Annotated in this window: 14 protein-coding genes and 1 tRNA gene; 7 read left to right on the top strand and 8 right to left on the bottom strand. The window is 66.2% G+C overall.

All coding sequences use genetic code 11. The features are described 5' to 3' along the window. Nucleotides 1-90: 90 nt before the first annotated feature. Entirely contained in the window at nucleotides 91-663 is a 573-nt protein-coding gene (locus NDB2M1_RS20750) for a TMEM165/GDT1 family protein (protein WP_072384718.1), read from the top strand. Here NDB2M1_RS20750 and NDB2M1_RS20745 read toward each other — a convergent pair. Together NDB2M1_RS20745 and NDB2M1_RS20740 are read right to left on the bottom strand one after the other, a co-directional pair. Then, nucleotides 660-1,154: an MmcB family DNA repair protein gene (locus NDB2M1_RS20745; protein WP_072384603.1), complete on the bottom strand. Its 495-nt coding sequence runs from the start codon at nucleotides 1,152-1,154 to the stop codon at nucleotides 660-662. The genes NDB2M1_RS20750 and NDB2M1_RS20745 overlap by 4 nt on opposite strands. Nucleotides 1,155-1,202: 48 nt before the next feature. After that, on the bottom strand, nucleotides 1,203-1,583 hold the full coding sequence (locus NDB2M1_RS20740) for a hypothetical protein (RefSeq protein ID WP_253185977.1): 381 nt from the start codon (nucleotides 1,581-1,583) through the stop codon (nucleotides 1,203-1,205). A 92-nt stretch (nucleotides 1,584-1,675) separates the two neighbouring features. On the opposite strand from NDB2M1_RS20740, the gene NDB2M1_RS20735 reads away from it, so the two are divergent. After that, nucleotides 1,676-1,752: transfer RNA gene (locus tag NDB2M1_RS20735), tRNA-Arg, on the top strand. Between the two features lie 27 nt (nucleotides 1,753-1,779). On the opposite strand, the gene NDB2M1_RS20730 is transcribed toward NDB2M1_RS20735, so the two are convergent. The 6 genes from NDB2M1_RS20730 to NDB2M1_RS20705 all read right to left on the bottom strand — a co-directional run bounded on the left by NDB2M1_RS20730 (nucleotide 1,780) and on the right by NDB2M1_RS20705 (nucleotide 10,725). Continuing rightward, nucleotides 1,780-2,340 carry a VOC family protein gene (locus tag NDB2M1_RS20730; protein ID WP_072384602.1) on the bottom strand — a complete coding sequence of 187 codons (561 nt, stop codon included), beginning with the start codon at nucleotides 2,338-2,340 and terminating at the stop codon, nucleotides 1,780-1,782. A 106-nt stretch (nucleotides 2,341-2,446) separates the two neighbouring features. Further along, complete coding sequence (locus tag NDB2M1_RS20725; protein ID WP_072384601.1) at nucleotides 2,447-3,934, bottom strand: phosphomannomutase; 1,488 nt, start codon at nucleotides 3,932-3,934, stop codon at nucleotides 2,447-2,449. Nucleotides 3,935-4,080: 146 nt separating this feature from the next. After that, nucleotides 4,081-4,557, bottom strand: a complete 477-nt coding sequence (locus tag NDB2M1_RS20720; protein ID WP_253185975.1) for a GNAT family N-acetyltransferase — start codon at nucleotides 4,555-4,557, stop codon at nucleotides 4,081-4,083. A 61-nt stretch (nucleotides 4,558-4,618) separates the two neighbouring features. After that, the gene (ggt, locus tag NDB2M1_RS20715) at nucleotides 4,619-6,343 is read right to left on the bottom strand and encodes a gamma-glutamyltransferase (RefSeq protein ID WP_072384599.1); all 1,725 of its coding nucleotides are present in this window, start codon (nucleotides 6,341-6,343) and stop codon (nucleotides 4,619-4,621) included. Between the two features lie 107 nt (nucleotides 6,344-6,450). Next, nucleotides 6,451-9,078, bottom strand: coding sequence for a TonB-dependent receptor plug domain-containing protein (locus NDB2M1_RS20710; protein WP_072384598.1), 2,628 nt, complete (start codon nucleotides 9,076-9,078; stop codon nucleotides 6,451-6,453). Nucleotides 9,079-9,318: 240 nt separating this feature from the next. Beyond that, nucleotides 9,319-10,725: an HlyD family type I secretion periplasmic adaptor subunit gene (locus NDB2M1_RS20705; protein ID WP_072384597.1), complete on the bottom strand. Its 1,407-nt coding sequence runs from the start codon at nucleotides 10,723-10,725 to the stop codon at nucleotides 9,319-9,321. Between the two features lie 232 nt (nucleotides 10,726-10,957). Here NDB2M1_RS20705 and NDB2M1_RS20700 point away from each other — a divergent pair, with 232 nt between their 5' ends. The 5 genes from NDB2M1_RS20700 (at nucleotide 10,958) to NDB2M1_RS20680 (ending at nucleotide 17,939) form a co-directional block, all read left to right on the top strand. Beyond that, a complete protein-coding gene (locus NDB2M1_RS20700; protein WP_171955463.1) occupies nucleotides 10,958-13,120 on the top strand; it encodes an ATP-binding cassette domain-containing protein in 2,163 nt (720 codons plus the stop codon). A 92-nt stretch (nucleotides 13,121-13,212) separates the two neighbouring features. Further along, nucleotides 13,213-13,941 carry a hypothetical protein gene (locus NDB2M1_RS20695; RefSeq protein ID WP_072384595.1) on the top strand — a complete coding sequence of 243 codons (729 nt, stop codon included), beginning with the start codon at nucleotides 13,213-13,215 and terminating at the stop codon, nucleotides 13,939-13,941. A 38-nt stretch (nucleotides 13,942-13,979) separates the two neighbouring features. After that, entirely contained in the window at nucleotides 13,980-15,620 is a 1,641-nt protein-coding gene (locus NDB2M1_RS20690; RefSeq protein ID WP_143146856.1) for a hypothetical protein, read from the top strand. Continuing rightward, on the top strand, nucleotides 15,620-15,979 hold the full coding sequence (locus tag NDB2M1_RS20685) for a PilZ domain-containing protein (protein WP_072384593.1): 360 nt from the start codon (nucleotides 15,620-15,622) through the stop codon (nucleotides 15,977-15,979). Before NDB2M1_RS20690 ends, NDB2M1_RS20685 begins: the two co-directional genes overlap by 1 nt. Nucleotides 15,980-16,028: 49 nt before the next feature. Then, nucleotides 16,029-17,939: a TolC family outer membrane protein gene (locus NDB2M1_RS20680; RefSeq protein ID WP_083555006.1), complete on the top strand. Its 1,911-nt coding sequence runs from the start codon at nucleotides 16,029-16,031 to the stop codon at nucleotides 17,937-17,939. Nucleotides 17,940-17,949 lie beyond the last annotated feature (10 nt).

The following is a 17,949-nucleotide window of genomic DNA, read 5'->3' as shown; positions in this document are numbered from 1 at the left end:
TGTTCTCCCCGTCCGGTCGGGCGGGGGAGTACGGTGCCGTTGTCTCGAATGCTCGCCCGGCCTTGGAACCTGCCCATGCTCGAAGCCCAGATTGCCGCCACGCTCACCTCCACCGCGATAGTCGCCCTCGCAGAAATCGGCGACAAGACGCAGCTTCTCGCCATCGTGCTCGCCGCGCGGTTCAAGCGGCCCGCGCCGATCGTCCTCGGCATTCTCGTGGCCACGCTTGCCAACCATTTCCTTGCCGCGCTGGTCGGATCGCTGGCAGCGGGCTGGTTCGACGGACCTGCCTTCCGCTATGCCGTCGCTATCGGCTTCATCGCCATGGCCGCTTGGACCCTGGTACCCGACAAGTTCGACGACGACGAAGCGCCTGCGGTCTCGCGCGGCGGCGCATTCCTGACGACCCTGATCGCCTTCTTCCTCGTCGAGATGGGCGACAAGACGCAGGTCGCCACCATCGCGCTCGGAGCCCGTTTCCATGATGCCGTCGCGGTCACCATGGGCACCACTCTCGGTATGATGCTGGCCAATGTGCCCGCGGTGTTGCTCGGCGGAGAGATCGTCAAACGCGTGCCGCTCGGCGTAGTGCGCCTGATTGCGGCACTTTTCTTTGCGGTGCTCGGTATAGTCCTGCTGCTGGCGACGGCCGGCTGGCTCTAGGCCTCGTCGCCCCACCCGGCGCACTGGGGATCGCCAGCCACCACCAGGCGCCGCAGCGCCGCACGGGCAAGCCGCTCGGTCTCTGCCTTGCGGCGCGAAGGGGCGAGCGGCAGGCTGGGGGCGGGGCGCAGGATCTCCGCGTCATAGCCATCGGCCACGATCAGACCGCAGAGATCCGGCCTGAAAGCTGGCGTTTCAAGGCAGGCGCGGTCAAGGTGCGGGGCAAGGCCCCAGTAGAACCGGTCGCAATATTCCAGATAGTCCGGCCACTTCGCATCGCCGAGCAGATCGTTCCGCGCGACCTTGATCTCCACGATCACGATCCGGCCCTTGCCGTCGATCCCCATCAGATCGGCCCGGCGGCCTGAACGGAGCGGCATTTCCGGCAGGCACCAGATGCCGTTGCGCGCGAACAACCGCCCGATCCCGCGCGCGACGGCGAGCGCTTCGCGTTCAGCGGTGGCGGCGGCAGGGATGGCCGAATCGAGCATGGCCGCAGTTTAAGAACAAAAATGGAACAATGAAAGCGCGCTTTGGCGCTAGCGTTCGATTCCCAGCGGCGGGATCAGCGCCAGCAGCCCCGCGCGTGCCGTATGAAACTCCTGCCAGAGCGCCAGAGCTGCCGCACCTGCCGGCGCTCCGCTGCCATGCAATGCCAGCAAGGCAGCAAGGCCCGGCTCGAGAATCGCGGCGAGATCGTCCACGCCCTGCTCGGCAAGCCGCATCCGCCACCCCCCCGTATCGCGCATGATCGCAGGGAAGTTCCGCACCTCCGGCGAGCGATATTCGGGCGCAATTCCGGCGAGCTCGCCGATGGCCGCCGCAGCCTCGTGCACCGCCGTCCATTTCACCGCCATCTGGCTCGCCGCCGGACGAGCGCCCGTGCGATTCGCATCATGAGAGGGGGGACGGCTGGCCATGCGCGGGGGAATAACCCCGCGGCGCCTACCAAATCCCTAAACGACAAACCTCTGGCAAGCAGCGCGCGGCGCTGCTAGGCGGTGCATCCCACGCACCCGTAGCTCAGCTGGATAGAGCGCTGCCCTCCGAAGGCAGAGGTCACAGGTTCGAATCCTGTCGGGTGCGCCAGAGGCCCCCCACACACCACCCACATTTTCACTTCGGCAGCAGCGGTGCGCGGCTATAGGTCTTGATCGCACCGCTTTCGATCGTGGCAGGCGTGTTCGCGTCGCGGGCTTCGTGGGCGCGTTTCCATACGCCGAACAGGCCCATGATGTGAGGCGGATCGCCGTGGATCTCGGTGAAGCCGTCGTTGAGCGAGCGCGTGTCGAAATAGGCGGCGTTCACCTGATCGGCATAGAGCTCGGTCGCCAGCGGATAGCCCATGTCGAGCCAGCGTTGGCGTTCGGCGGCAAAGTCGGAGACGAGGTAGGCTATGTGGTGGAAGCCTTCCTCGCCGGCCTTGTACATGTCGCGATAGATCGATGGCTGGTCATCGTGCTGCTCGATGAACTGGATCATCATGTCGCCGAGATAGCCGAAGGCATAGGAGACATCGGCCTCGACCGCGGTGCCGCGATAGGTGAATTCCTCGCAGCGGTGGTGGCGGGCCATAAAGAAGGGCCCGGCGCCGAAGGCCTTCGCCCACTTCTCCGCTGCAGCGTCGATGCTCTCCACATAATAGGCCTGCTGGAACAGCGGATAGGAGCGGGTCATGCGGGTCTCTCCTTCTGGTCGCAAGCCACGACGCCGGGCAGCGCGCGAAGAACTTGCCGACCGATCGGGCCCAAGTCACTTAGCGTTTGTCGTAAGGGAGCTGTTACTATGCCAAACCGAGCGCCGCCTTTACGCTGCCCAGCGCATCGCGGTTGAGTGCCACTGCGCGGTCCTCGCTGTCCGCTTCGGTATAGCAGCGCAGTTCGGGCGCATTCCCCGATCCGCGCAAGTGAACGATCTCGCCGCTGCTGAACGTGGCACGCACCCCGTCGGTATCGTCGATTACCCTCGCTTCGCCTGTAAAGGCTCCGAACAGCTTCGTCTGCAGCACCAGCTGTTCCCCGCGCGAACCGGCCTTCAGCATCGCGAACAGCTGCTCGCCGAGCGTCGGCGGGAATTCCTTGAGCCGGTCGCTGAAGGTGAAGCGCTGCGGCAGGCTGGCCAGCTGCTGCGAAACGCTTCCCCCCGGCGCAGTCAGCACGAGCAGGATCGGCAGCACGGCATCGCGCGTCTCCAGCGCGGTCGTCGTCGTGCCGCCCGCTCCGGGGATGTCCGAACCGAGCAGGAAACCGCCGTTCGCCTCGTAGCCGCACACCACGTCAGAGGGCGCGGCATGCTCCTCGCGCATGGCTGCGATCACATAGGGTGAGCCGATGCGCGTACGGCGGCAGCGCGGGAACAGACCGGAAAGCTCCAGCGCGGTGTTGCTGCTGACCGGGGTGACGACCGCCGTCGCCCCGACCCGGGCCGCCGAGAGAATGCCGAGCACGTCGCCGCGCATCCAGACCCCGTTCTCGTCGGCGAGCAGCGGGCGATCCGAATCGCCATCGGTGGAAATGATCGCGTCGTACGTCGCCGCGCTTGCCCAGTCACGCGCGAGCACCACATCCTCGTCGCGGATGGCTTCGGTATCGACCGGGATGAAGCTTTCCGAGCGCCCGAGCAGCTCGATCTCTGCGCCCAGTTCGCGGACGATCCGTGCCAGGATGTCGCGCCCGACGGCGGAGTGCTGGTAGACCCCGATGCGCTTTCCGCCGAGCGAGCCGGCGCCAAAATGATCGATGTAGCGCTGGACGTAGGCGGTCTCGACATCGGTAACCGATGGCAGGACTTCCGCCTCGCTCAGCATGCCGTCCGCCGTGAAGGCGCCATCCGGCAGGGGGACCAGCTGGGATGACATGCCGGCCTCGTCGGACTTCAGCACTTCACCCGTCGGCCGGTAGAACTTGATGCCGTTGCGGTCGGAGGGGATGTGGCTGCCGGTCACCATCAGGCAGGGGATGCCTTGCGCGAAGCTGTAGAGCGCCAGCGCCGGCGTCGGCACATAGCCGCAGAATATCGGCACGCCGCCTTCGTCGCGCACCGCCCGTGCGCAGGCCGCGAGAATGCGCGGTGTGCTGGGGCGCAGGTCTCCGGCCAGCGCCACGCGCCCGCCGGGCTGAAACTCGCCAAGCGTGGCAAGGTAGGAAAGAAATCCGCGTGTATAGCCGTAGCAGACGCGGTCGGTCATCGCGACCACGGTGCCGCGCGCACCGCTTGTCCCGAAAGCGACACCGCTTTCGACCATGAGATCCTTCACCGTCATCTGCGCCATGGAGATTGTCCCGATCCGCGTGCCTGCACCGGATCGGCGCTATCGGCTGCGCGCTGCTCTTCGCCCGCCGCGCGGCAAGGTTCAAGACCGAAGTCGCGCGGTCTGTCGCAGCCCTGCGCCGCGACATCGTCCCCGAGCGGGATGCGCTACAGCGGCTTGGCCATGCGAATGATCGGCACTGTCACACCCTCGCGGGAGGTGGCTTCGACCGCTTCGATCTCTGCATAGCCGCATGCCGCATAGAGCGGCCGCCCGGCCAGCGTCGCCATCAGTTCGACCTTGCTGAAGCCTGCGGTGCGTGCGGCATCCTCGCACAGCGCCATGATGAGCTTGCCGATGCCGCGCCGGGCATGTGCGGGATCGACGTACATCGCGCGGATCTTGGCGGCGTCGTTTGCCGGATCGAGCGGCAGTGGCTCGCGCGCAACGATGGAGTCGTCCCCGCCGAACAGCGTTGCGCGCCAGCCCCACCCGCCGCAGCCGACAAGTTCGCCCTGATCCAGGATCATGAAGTAGGTACCGTCCTTCACCAGCTGGGTATCGAGCCCCATGATCTGGTGGCTGGCGGTGACTTGCTCGGGCGTGAGGAAGCCGCGTTGCAGCTCCTCGATTGCCCGCGTCATCAGCGCGCGGAGGCGAGGAAGGTCCTCCTCCGTTGCAAGCGCGTGGGTGAACGCCATCCGGTCAATACCCGGCAACGCTGCCCACCGGCAGGCGCGGATCGATCGCGCCGTAGAGCCGGTCGCGGCCGACCGGAGGTTGGCCCAGCGCGGGAGAGCCGACGAGGATTGCGGCGATCTGGTTCCAGTAGCGCATCTGCTCCAGCTTGTGCCCCTTTGCGTCAAGGGCAGCACGCGTCTCGGCACTGAGGGCATTGGGTTCCCAAAAGATCACGTCGGGCAGCCACTGCGCGTGAATGCGCGAGGCATCGGTAGCCTCGGTCACCGTCATCCCATGGTCGATCACGTTGAGCATGACCTGCAGCACGCCGGTCGGGATATGGCTGCCCCCGGGGGTGCCGACGACCATGACGAGCTTGCCGTCCTTGGTGACGATCGTCGGCGTCATCGACGAGAGGGGCCGTTTGCCTGGCGCGATGGCATTGTTGGTGCCCTCGACAAGGCCATACATGTTGGGCTCGCCGGGCTTCGCAGAGAAATCATCCATCTCGTCGTTGAGCAGGATGCCGGTGCCGTCTGCCGTCACCCGCGCGCCGAACCAGTCGTTGAGCGTATAGGTAAGGGAGACCGCGTTGCCTGCCGCGTCGACGATCGAGAAATGCGTGGTGCTTGCGCCTTCATGCCCCACACCTGGCACGCCGAGCGATACGGACGGGGTTGCCTTGTCCGCACTGATGCCGCTGCGCAGGCTGGCTGCGTAATCGGGCGAGATCAGCTTGGCGACATCGGCCTTCACGAAGCCCGGATCGCCAAGGCTGACGTTGCGATCGTGGAACGCGCGGCGCAGTGCTTCGGTCAGGTAGTGGATGTTCTGCGCCGAATGCCAGCCCAGTTCGCCCATCGGATAGGCGGAAAGGATGTTCAGCGTCTCGCACACCACGACGCCGCCCGAGCTTGGCGGCGGGGCGGAGATCACGTGATAGCCGCGGTAGTCGCATTCGAGCGGGGCACGTTCCACCGCGCGATAGGCGGCGAAATCGGCCTTAGTGAGGATGCCGCCATGCGCCTTGCTCGAAGCGGCGATCTTCTCGGCGATCTCGCCCTTGTAGAACGCGTCGGCGCCCTTGTCGGCGATCAGCTGAAGCATGCGGCCGAGATCGGCCTGCACGAAGCGGTGGCCCTTTTCCCAAGGTTTGCCGGCATCGAGGAAAATCGCCGCGCTCGCCGGGTCCTTGGCGAAATCCTCGGCGCCTTCGGCGAGGAACGTCGCATCGCCCTGATCCATCACGAAGCCGTCGCGGGCGAGGCTGATCGCTGAGGCCATGAGTCGGGCGCGCGGCAGAGTGCCGAACTTTTCGCGTGCGAGTTCCAGCCCGGCGACCGTGCCGGGGACTGCGACGGCCTTGTGGCCGCGCGTCGACAGCAGCGGGATCACCCTGCCCGCCTTGTCCTGATACATCGTCGCCGTCGCAGCGGCCGGCGCGGTTTCGCGGAAGTCGATGAACGTGGTGCGCCCGTCGGCAAAACGCACCGTCATGAAACCGCCCCCGCCGATGTTGCCTGCCTCGGGGAAGGTCACTGCCAATGCATAAGCGACCGCGATGGCCGCATCGACTGCATTGCCGCCGTCCTTGAGCACCTCGACTCCGGCATCGCTTGCGAGCCGGTGCGCGGAGACGACCATGCCGTGCTCGGCTCCCAGCGGCACTTGCGAGGCGGCCTGCAGGCTTGTCGCGGAAACAAGCGAAAGCGCCGCAAAGGCGGCGATGGCGGTGTTGCGAAGGGTCATGGGCTGGTCGTCCTCTCGGACGCACCTCTGCCCTCGCGAAGGTCAAAAGAAAAGGGCGGGGAAGCCGAAACTTCCCCGCCCGATCTGTTTGGCCAGACTGGCCGAACTCAGTACTTGACGCGGATGCGGGCGTACCAGAAGCCGCCGTTGAAGCCGAAAGGTCCGCCGTTACGGGCATAGACCTGACCGTCAGCCGCACCGCCGGTGATCGGGTAGATCGTGAGCGAGCGGTTATCCAGCTTGTCCGGGAAGGTGTTGAACAGGTTGTTCGCACCCACGCTCAGCGCCAGGTCCTTCGACATGTTGTAGGTCACGTCGAGGTCCGCGGTTGCCTTGGAACCGAAGGTCTGGCCGAAGCCATAGTCCGTCGCGTTGATCCACGAGCCGAAGTAGCTGCCGCGAACCGTGATCGCGATCTTCTCGCGCGAGTAGCCGACCGTCAGACGGGCGACATCGTGCGGGGCGAGATTGCGGATGTTGCCGATCTGCGCAGCGCTGATCACGTTGGCGTTGGCCCGCAGCACCTTGTTGTTGTTGTGGTTGTAGGCCAGCGACACGTTGATGTCGCCGTCAAGCGCCTTGGTGTTGTAGGTCGCGACAACGTCGACGCCCTGCGTGCGGGTGGTGAGACCATTGGTGAAGTAGCTCACCTGACCGCCGACGCCCACCGCCGCGAGAACGGGGAACTGGGCGATGTCAGCCGCGGTGATCGAGCCATCCGGATGCGCCGCGTCGACGGTCGGGAACGGCTGCGAGATGAAGATGCGGTCGCGCACCTTGATGTTGTAGTAGTCGACCGTCAGCGTCAGGTGCGAATTGGGCTGCGCGGTGAAGCCGACGCCGAAGTTGGTCGACTTTTCCGGAGTCAGCGGACGAGCACCGAAGATCTGCGAGATCGCGCTGCCGACCGGGAAGGTGCCGGTCTGGATCGAGACGCCCTGATTGAAGTTCGTCGTCAGCGTCGAGTTGTTCTGCTGACCCGGCGACGGCGCGTGGAAGCCCGTGCCGACCGTGCCGCGGATCGCGAAGCCCGGGATGAATTCATAGCGCGTGTTGATCTTGCCGACGGTGGCCGAACCGAAGGTGTTGTAGTGCTCGTAACGGCCGGCAATGCCAACGGTCCAGTTCGAGGTGATGTCGGTTTCAGCACCGAGGTAGAGAGCGATGTTGCGCTGGCTCCACGAACCGGCCTGCTGCGGGCTCACGCCGCCGTAGCCCGAAGCGCCGCCCTGGGCGTAGGCTTGGAAGTCCGACGCGGTGAGCTGGTAGGTTTCCTTGCGGTACTCAAAGCCACCCGAAATCACGATCGGCTTCGCGAAACCGACTTCGAGCGGATAGGTCACGTCGAGGTTGACGTTGGTTTCCTTCTGCGCCTGACGGCCGAAGTCGAAGCTCGTCTGCGTCGCGACGTTGTACGGCGCGGTCGCAAAGCCCGGGGTCGGGGTGAACGCGGTGTTCAGCGAGTTGTACATCGACAGATCGAGCGTGTTGCGGCTGCTCGATGCAGACAGGTCGTAGTCAAGCTTGCCGAAGTTGCCCTTGAAGCCGACAGTGCCCCACAGTTCCTGCACGATACCCACGAACACCGGGGTGAAGCCCGCCGGGTAGAGATTGCGGAAATAGGGATCCTGCGTGGTCGCGCAGCCCAGCGCGTCCGGACCCGGGGTCGGGTTGTAGTTCAGGAACGAGCGGCCGCACAGCACCTGATCGCCAGCTGCCGGATTGTAGTTGGCGGGCGACTTGAGCACCGAGCCGGTCCTGTCGAGCACGGCAGCGGTCGAGGCGCGGTAGTTGAAGCTCTGCTCGGCCTTGCTGCGGGCAGCGTTGCCTACCACGTAGAACTTCGCGCTGTCGGACAGTTCCAATGCGGAGTTGAACAGGATCTTCCAGCCGCGCGTGGGCGAGTTGCCCCAGATCTGCGCAGGCAGCGGGTAGTACGGCAGCTGGCCGACATCGCCGGGGTTCTGTGCGGCGAACGCGAGCGCAGTCGGACGGGTCTTGCCGCGGCTGGTGCGGCCGTCGTCGTTGTACTCACCCGAAATGTTGATCCACGCCCGGTCGGAGAGCTTGATGCCCGCGTTTGCCGCGATCTGGTAGCTCTTGCCGTCTCCGTTCTGGTAGAACTGGCCGTAACGGCCCTGAACTTCGAGACCTTCCTTGTTGTCGCGGATGACGTAGTTCATCACGCCGGCGATCGCGTCCGAACCGTACTGGGCGGTCGCGCCGTCACGCAGGACCTGGAGGTTCTTGAGGGCAATCGCGGGGATCGAGCTGATGTCGGCGCCCTGCGCACCGTAGCTGAGGCCGGTATCACCACCCGAGTAGACCTGCACCAGCGCCGAACGGTTGAGGCGCTTGCCGTTGATCATGACGAGGGTTTCGTCGGCCGAGAGGCCGCGCAGCGAGGGCGAGCGGACGAACGTCGAGGCGTCCGAGATCGAGTTCGACTGGACCGAGAACGAGGGGACGAGGTTGCGGATGACATCGACAAGGTTTGCCGATGCCTGGGTCGCGATATCCTTGGTTCCGATGATGTCGATCGGCGAGGCCGAGCTGGTGACGGTGCGGTCGGTACGGCGGGTACCGATGACCACGATGCTCTCCGCAGGCGCGGCGTCATCGGCCGGCGCAGCGGTTTCCTGCGCGAACGCGGCCTGAGGAGCGGCCACGCCGCCAAAGGCTGCGGCAGACGCCAGAAGTGCGCCGCGCAGCGCGAGGTTGGAAAGATTTCGCACGGATTGAATACCCCCTGATATGAGCAGCCAGGCATGAAGAGCCCCCCGGTCTGCCTCCGGTTGATGGCGCTGTGGATATTCTTTCGATTGAAAGTGTAAACAGATTTGGAGTGCAAAGCTGATGCCGCAGACGCGAAATCAGACACAGTGTGACATTTTTGCTATTGTCAGTGCGGCCCGGCCACAGACGTTTTTGCTAGGGTTTTAACGCCTTAGTCGTGATCAGGACGAGAGATCCGGCTACTCGCGCAGGGCCTCCTGCGAAATGCGGATCAGCGGGCCGAGTACGTAGTTCAGGATCGTCTGGCGGCCCGAACGGATCGCCACCTCGCCGGTCATGCCCGGGATCACCGGCATGCCTGCACCGAAGGTGGCGCGACCTGCGTCAAGCCGCACGCGGTAGTAAAGCCCGCCGCGCGGGTCTTGGATCGCATCGGGCGAAACATCGACGACCTTGGCCTCCAGCGAGCCGTAGACGGTGGAATCATAGGCCGAGATCTTGATCCGTGCGGGCAGGCCCGGCCAGATGTTGCTGCGGTCCTTAGGGGCGATGCGCGCCTCGATGATGACTTGGCTGGCGGCAGGGACAATCTCTGCCACCGGCTCCCCGCCGCGGATCACGCCGCCCGCGGTGCGGACATTGAGCCGGTTGATCACGCCGTCGACCGGTGCGCGGATTTCTTCGCGCGCGACGCGGTCCTGCACGGCGCCGAACTGCTCGTCGGCCTTGGCAAGTTCGAGCCGGAGCTGCGCTGCCTGCGCGCGGATCTGCTCCATGTCGCTCGCCCAGATTTCCCCTCGCCGTGCTGCAGATTCACCCAGCCCGGCGGAGGATTGCGGGATCTGGTTGGCGACATCGGCGATGCGCGTGCGCAGCGACAGGAGCGCCGCGCGCTTGTCGAGCACATCGCGCTCGGAGACAGCGTCTTCGGCATAGGCGCGTTCAAGCTTGGAGAGTTGCTCCATCGCCAGCCGCTCCTCATTGCGCAGATTGGCTAGGCGGGCCTGCAGCGAGCCGACTTCGGCCGATTTCGCCCGCGCCTGCTCGTTGATCACGCCGACCTGACTCATCCGCTGCGCCCGGCGCGAGGCAAACAGGCCGGCTTCGCTCGCCGCGATCTCGGGCGCCTGCGCGGCGAGTTCGAGCGGGGGCGTGAAGCTGCCCGCACCCGATATCTCCGCATCGAGCCGCGCCAGCATGATCCGCTTGGCGACAAGATCGGTTCGCGCGCTTTCGATGGCGGCGCCGGTCGAGGCATTGCTGATACGCATCAGCACTTGTCCGCGCCGGACCCGCTGGCCTTCGGAGACAAGGATTTCCTTCACAATCCCGCCTTCGAGGTGCTGGACCAGCTGGTTCTGGGTGGAAGGCAGCACACGTCCGGCGCCGCGCGTCACCTTGTCCACGGTGAACAGCGCCATCCACAGCACGACCAAGCCGAACGTGATCGCGAGGGCCTTGAGCAGTCGCGACGAACCACCGAGCCCAATGCGCGCGCTCCATGGCATAGCTGCGCCGATGGGCTGGCTGGCCAGTGCAAGCCTGCCGCCGAGAACTGCCTCGGCTTCTCCGGCGCGCAGATCGTCGAACAGGCTCGCGCCGCCGAGCGAGGTGATCAGCGACTGGCGAAGGCGCGCAAAGCGCATGGCAGAACCTCGGTCAAAGGAAGAGTGTTGCCCGGGATTTACCAATCATTATGCTTGTTTCACCTTGCCTTTGGCCTACGCGCAGTTCCGTAGGTCCGGCTTCAGACGGCGTTTTCCATAAACTGGCACTCCCGGCTCGAAAGCAGGGTAACCGCCAATGATCGAACCATCCTCCGCGTCGCCTGATGCCCGCCGTTCAGGCCGCTTTGGCCGTCTCTTCCGCAGCAGGCCGGTGCCAACGCAGACAGGCGGAGAAGCTCAGCCCACGATCACGCCCTTGCCGATGCTCGCTGCGCTCGAAGCGCTTGCCGCCGCGCGGGGGATCCAACACGACCCCGCCGCGCTAAGCGCCGCACTGCCGATGGCGCAGGAAACACTCGCCGCCAAGCTCGCGCCGTTCGCTCTGGCGCGGATCGGGCTGGAAGCGCATTGGCACCCCATCGGCCAGCGCGCGCCCGAACCGGTAGCCCTGCCGCTTGTCGTGCCCCTGGCGAGCGGCGGTGCGGTTCTGATCACCAAGTGCGCCGCAGATCAGGTTGTCGTGCTGGATGCTGCGGGCGAGCAGTCCGTGCCCTTCGCTGCCCTGCGCCCTCTGCTTGCGGGCGAAGCACTGCACAGCGGCCCGGTCGACCCGGTGAACGGCGCCAGCGACGCCCATGAACGCGACCTCATCCGCCGCAACCCGAAGATGTGGCTGCTCGGTGCCTATCTCGCCGAGCGCCGACCGCTCGGTCAGATGCTGCTGGCCAGCGCCTTGCTCAATCTCTGCGCCCTCGCAATCCCGCTCTACATGCGCGCGATCTACGACCGCGTGGTGCCCAATCTCGCGATCGAAAGCCTCTGGGCGCTGTCCATCGGCGTTGTCCTTGTCCTTGTGTTCGAGCTGCTGCTCAAGAAGCTCAAGGCACGCTTCGTGGAGGCTGTAGCCACCCGTGTCGGACAGGCAGTCCAGCATCGTGCCGTCGTCGCGGCGCTGCGCGCCCGTGCGCCGACGGCGGGCATGAGCTTCGGTGCGATGCTCACCGGCCTGCGCGATCTGGAGCAACTCTCGCTGCTCGTGCCCAACGCCATCGCCACCTTGTGCGTCGATCTGCCGTTTGTCGTCCTGCTGTTTACGCTGATCGCAGCCATCGGCGGGTTCACCGTGATTGGGCCTGTGATCGGTGCGCTCGGCCTCATCCTGTTCGGCATGGTCAGCAACTATGCGCTGAAACTCGCCAGCCGCCGCGCCTCGAAGCTCTTGCAGGCGCGCAGCGACCTGACGGCCGAACTCACCAGCGGCTGGACTACGATCAAGGCCAATCATGCCGAGGGCCTGTTCGAGGGACGCTGGGATGTCATTTCCGACCACCTCGCCATCGGCAGCAAGCAAGTGCGGCACTGGTCCGAACTGCCAGCCTCCGCTGCCGGTCTGCTGGTGCAGCTGGTCACCGTGATGGTCGTCGTGATCGGGGTGCTGCAGATCAAGGCGGGGCTGATGACGACCGGCGCGCTGATCGCGGTCGTGTTGCTGACAGGCCGTGCGATGGTTCCGGTCGCCGCGACCGTGAGCATGTTCGCACGCGCTTATCAGAGCCTCGCGCAGTTTCAGGCGCTTGCCGGGTTGCTCCAGACCGAGCCGGAGCGCGATGTCTCCGATCCCGCCGTCAGCCTTGCCCCGGTCCGCGGCGCGCTGGCTGTCGCAGGCCTTGGGCATACCTTCAAGGGCAGCGGTGCGCCGAGCCTGTCGGGTCTTTCGTTCCAGATCAGCGAGGGCGAGCGTGTCGCGCTGATCGGCAAGTCCGGCTCGGGCAAGTCGACCCTGCTGCAATTGCTCGCCGGGCTGATCCCCGCCGTGGAAGGGCTGATCACGCTCGATGGCCACGCGCTTGATCGCTTCGCGATTCCCCAGCTGCGCCGGAACGTGATCTACAGCGCGCAAGACGCGATGATCTTCGAAGGCACCGTGTGGCACAACATCCTGCTTGGCATGGCCGAGCCGGACGCCGCCTTAGTCGAACGCGCGATCCGCTGCTCGGGCCTCGACGGCTTCATTGCCCGCACGGCGGAAGGCTACATGCGTCAGGTCGGCCCGCGCGGTTCGGCGCTCTCGGGCGGCCAGCGGCAGTCGCTGCTGCTTGCCCGTGCGCTGGTGCGCGATCCCAAGGTGCTGCTGCTCGATGAACCGACCGCCTCGCTCGACGTCGCCAGCGAACAGGCGGTCATTGCCGGCCTCGCCGAGGCGACGCGCGGCAAGACGCTGATCGTCGCGACCCACCGGCTTGCCCTGCTCGAAATCGTGGACCGGGTGATCTGGCTCGAAAATGGCCGCGTCGTGGCGGATCGCCCGACGGCTGAAGTACTGGCCCAACTCACAGGCCAGAATGGTAAACGGGCCCCTAGGGAAGCGGCCTGATCGGCCCGGCCCGGACCCCTTAAACACGATGGCTTATGGCCGGTTAAGCATGGCGCCAAGCGGTATCGCAGCGCGCCCGACAGGAGCATGACGTGGCAGGGGCATCCGCCGACGGCGAAGTCAATCACTGGCCGGCTTTCGTGGACGTGCTCACCACCGTGATCATGGTGGTGACCTTCCTGCTCGTGATCATGAGCGCGGCGGTCATGCAGCTTTCGCAGCGCGTGATCGCCAATTTCAAGCAGCAGATGGCCCAGCAGGAAGCGCAGCAGCACAGGGCGGGCAAGAAGGGCACGCCGGTGGCCTGCGCCCCTGGCGCAGTTCCGGTCGTCTCTCCGGTCAACGCCGATGCGGGCACGTCGGTCGCCGAACTCGGCGCCGTGCTGCGTTCTCCCACCGCCATCGACGGGGCGGAGCGCCTCTCGATCCGCACCCGCGAAACGCCCGATACGCTGAAGCTGCAGGTCAAGGCGCAGGAGCAGCCTGACGATGTCAAGGGCATCGAAGTCAAGACCGCCGATACCCTGCTCCAGATCGCCTTCGCACCCAATGCCGCGACTTATGACGAGGCAAATTCGGCGCGTGTCATCAGCTTCCTCAAGGGCAAGGCGCGCCCCGGCACCAAGTACGAGATCTGGTCCTTCGCGCCGCAGACCCGCTCGGTGTCCGAAGCGCAGCGCATCGCGTTCTACCGCGCAGCGATGACGCGCAACCTGCTCCTGCGCGCCGGGCTCGCGCCGACCGACCTCACCACCCAGATCCGCGTCACCGACGCGGCATCGCCCGATGGGCACATGGTGCGCGTAGTGATCAAGCCATGACCGCCGCCAGCAGCCGTCCCTCCTCCGGACCCTCCGCCATGGAAAAGAAGCTCCGCGCCGAACTGATCAAGATGACCGTCATCATGGCGGTCCTGATCGGGCTCGGCATCTATGCCCACGAATTCGTGATCGACGGCATCAAGGCCAAGATGGCGCTCAACCTGTCGATCTTCGCGATCTTCGCCGTGGCGGCGGGGATTGCCTTCCGCAACGTGCTCTCGCTGCGCAACGAGGTTGTCGCGCTCCATGCGCTGCAGGTCGATTACGGCGAACGTGCCAAGCGCCCGCGCGATCCTTATGCAAAGCCCGCCATCGTGTTCCGCGAACCGGAATTGCTGGGCCAGGGTTACCGCCTGATCGCCGAGGAACTGGGCAAGCAGGACCATCTCGAGATCGGTGCAGACACTGTCCAGACGCTGCTCCACGATGTCGACCAGCGCATCAATGACCGCAAGTCGACCATCCTCTACTTCTCCGGCCTGATGGTCTTCCTCGGCCTGCTCGGCGCGTTCATGGGCCTGATGAAGACGGTCCATTCGGTGTCCGACCTGATCGGTGCGATGGACCTTTCGGGTTCCGCCGGAGCGGACAGCTTCGGCAAGATGATCGAGGGCATGAAGGCGCCGCTCAACGGCATGTCGGTTGGCTTCTCGTCCTCGCTGTTCGGCCTCATGACCTCGATGGTGCTCGGCGCGCTCGAGCGCTGCATGACGAGCGCAATGAAGACGCTGCGCAATGAGTTCGAACACTGGCTGTCGAACCTCGCGCAGCTTGAATCCGGGCAAGGCGAGGCCGCATACAGCCCCTCGCGCGATTTCGGCTCGGTCCGCCGCGCGATCGAAGCAGGCGCGGCGGAGCTTGCCGAATTGCGCGCCGCGATCATCGGTCTTGCCCGCGACGCTGAGTCGGCCAGGCAGGAAATCACCGGGCTCACCGGTGCGGTCGGCACCCTCGGGGATGTCGTCGCGGGGCTCGCCGATCCGCGCCAGATGCTGCGGCCGGTGGCTGATGCGGTCGCCGAACTGGCGCACAACCAGTCCGACATGCTCGCCCAACTGCGCGCGCTGCATGAGGGTGCCGCAGCGGACCGCGCCCATATCCGCGCCACGCTTGCCGCACTTGGCGCGCTGGCGGAGCGCTCAGCAGTGCTCGATGGCGACGAGATCCACCGTCAGCTCGACAGCCTGATCACGCTGGCGGGTGAAGCGCAGCATCTGCCGCGCCTGTCTGCTGCGCCGCGCGAGGTTGCGCAGCCTTCGGTGCTGGGCCGGATCGCTGCATGGTTCGGCCTCACGCCGCGCAGCGCAGCGCGACGCCACCTGACGGAGGCAAGGCGCCTGCGATACGAAATGCAGGGCAGTCTCGCCGCCAACCGCCGCGCCATGCGTGACGTGGCGAGCCGGATCGACCGGCGGCTGGAGCGCCTTGCGGTCGCCTCTGCGCACCACCGCGATGCGATCACCCGCCTCGACATGCGCAGCGCAGAGCATCGCGCCGCCTTCGAGACGTTTGTCGCGGCGATGACCGCCGAACCTGCCGCCGATACCATCCAGCTCGGCGATGCCCGCACCGAAATGGAGCGCCTCCGCCGACGCCTCGGCATGCGCTTCGAGGAACCCGTGGCGCAGCCGCCAGCGGACGATGAAGCCACGCCCAACCCTCAGCGCGGAGCCCTCTGATGCCGCTGCATTTCCACCCGTTCGGCCGCCGCCCCGTCTTCTCGCGCGCCGACGAGCGCCACGAGTGCCGGATCGACGGTGAAATTGTGCTGACCGAAAAGATGGTCAGCTACGAAGGCCGCCTGATCAACCTCTCGCGCGGCGGCGCAATGTTTCGCCCGCGCCTGGCCTACCTGATGAACCGCCGCGGCGATGCGGTGCAGGTGCAGATCGCGGGGCTTGCGCTCGTCGGCGAGATCGTTGCGACCACCCCGCTCGGCTTCGGCATCCGCTTCGAACGGCCCCTCGCGGACAGCGAGCTGGACCATCTGCTCGCCCACACCGCAGCGGCAGCCGCAACCGCAGCCGACGCCGCCTGACGCGCGGACAAGGGCTATCCCCTAGGGTCTGCTTGCGCCGCAATTAACCATGTTGGCTGCACACCGGGGCGGGATCGAAAAGATCAAGAAGGAAGCCCAGGTGCCGCATTCCCTTGCCCGACTGCCGCTCACGGCGTTCGCCACTGGCGCGGTGCTGGCTGGGTTCGCGGCGCGCGCTGCAGAGCCTGCTCCTTCCCCGGCCGCTGCAGTGCCCCCGCCACTGTTGGCCTATGTTCTCGACGGCCTCGAGGGTCCTGATCTCGTTACCGTGTCAGGAGCAGGTCTTGGTCATGGCATCGTTACAGCGCCGCCTCCTTCGCCGCCCCCCACCCCGCCAATGCTGCCGGCTGTGATCCGGCTGGCCTCGGCCGAACCCCTGTTTCCGGCACCCTTCGCACCGGCGATCCTTGCCGATGTCGTGCCCCCGCTCCCGCAGGCCGAACTCGCCGCTTTACCCGCGCCGGTCCCGCTGCAAGGGCCGATGCCCGACGGCTCCACCCTGAACGCGCGCCTGACGGCCGAAAGCGAGCTTCCTCCGCTCGATCCGGCACAGCCTGCCGTGGCCGAGGCGCCGCCAAGCCGGCGCGTGGTGCTCTCGAAGCTCGACGGCCCAGGCCCGCTCCCGGCCCCGCCCCCCCCCGCCGATCCCGAGCCGGAGGAACCCGACCCGGCCCCGGACCCGCCGTCGCCCGGTACGGAAGGCACCGAATCCCTCACCGACGCGATCATCGCCTCGCTCAAAGGGAATCCGGAAATCCAGATATCGCTCGCCCAGCAGGACGACGCCCGCTTTGCCGTAAACGAGGCGCGCGCGGGCTACCTGCCGCGCATCGACGTAACGGGTGCGTGGGGCCGCGAATTCGCGCGCAACATTCCGCAAGCTGCCACCCAGCGCTTCCGCAGCGAGGCGACCGTCTCGCTCAACCAGAACTTGTGGGACTTCGGCGTCACCATCAACGACATAAAGCGCGCCCGTGCCAGCTACCGCTCCGCGCAATGGGGCACGCGCGAGCGGATCGAGGCGATCTCCTATGATATCGCCAATGCCTATCTCGGTGTGCTGCTGCAGCAGAACCTCGTCGCGCTGGCCGAGGGCGAGATCGCTTCAGTGAAGAAGATCCTGCGCATCGTCACCGTGCAGAAGGACCTCGGCCTCACCACCGCTGCCGATGTCGAACGCGCGCAGACGCGGCTCGACAACGTGCGCTCGCAGCTGCTCGACCGGCAAAGCGCCCTCGAACAGGCGCGCAATGCCTACAAGCGCCTGACCGATCACATGCCGCTGCGCGCTGCCGAAGTGCCCGCTGCCGGCTCTGCGCTCCCTGAAAGCGCCGATGTCGCGGTCGATCTGATCGACACGCGCAGTCCCCGCCTTGCGCAGGCCGTTGAAGACCGCCGCTCGCTCGACAAGCAGTACGACAGCCAGGCCGATACCGCGTTGCCGCGTCTCGGCCTCACCATCGCCAGCGACTACCGGCAGGATGTGCTCGGCGCGACCGGGCGCGCCATCGATGCGCGCGCGATGGTGACGTTCTCCTACCGGCTCTACAACGGCGGCGCCGCTACGGCGACCAAGCACCGCATCGCCGCGCGCCTGCGCCAGGCCGATTATGAGCTCGATCGCCGCCGCCGCGAGGTCGAGCAGGATATCCGCGTCGATTACGCCAGCCTTGGCGCCGCGCGCGAGAAGATCGCCACGATCGAGGCGGAAATCGCCTCCGCCCAGAAAGTGGCCGATCTCTACAAGCAGCAGTTCCGCGGCGGGCGGCGCACGGTGTTCGATCTGCTCGATGCCGAACAGCTGCTGTTCGCCGCCAAGGCCAAGCAGACGGCCAATCAGATCGCGCTGCGCGCCGCCGAGTACCGCGTGCTGCAGAAGCTTGGCGGGTTGTTCGATCTCGTCAGCGGCGGCCAGCCGCTCCCGGATCTCGTCCAGCCCGCGCCCGGCAGCGAGGACTGATGCCCCGCGC

Origin of the sequence: Novosphingobium sp. NDB2Meth1, from assembly GCF_900117425.1 — a bacterium.
GTDB lineage: Bacteria > Pseudomonadota > Alphaproteobacteria > Sphingomonadales > Sphingomonadaceae > Novosphingobium.
Note: the sequence above shows the minus strand (reverse complement) of the source record. Positions and strands in the feature narration are given on the sequence as shown.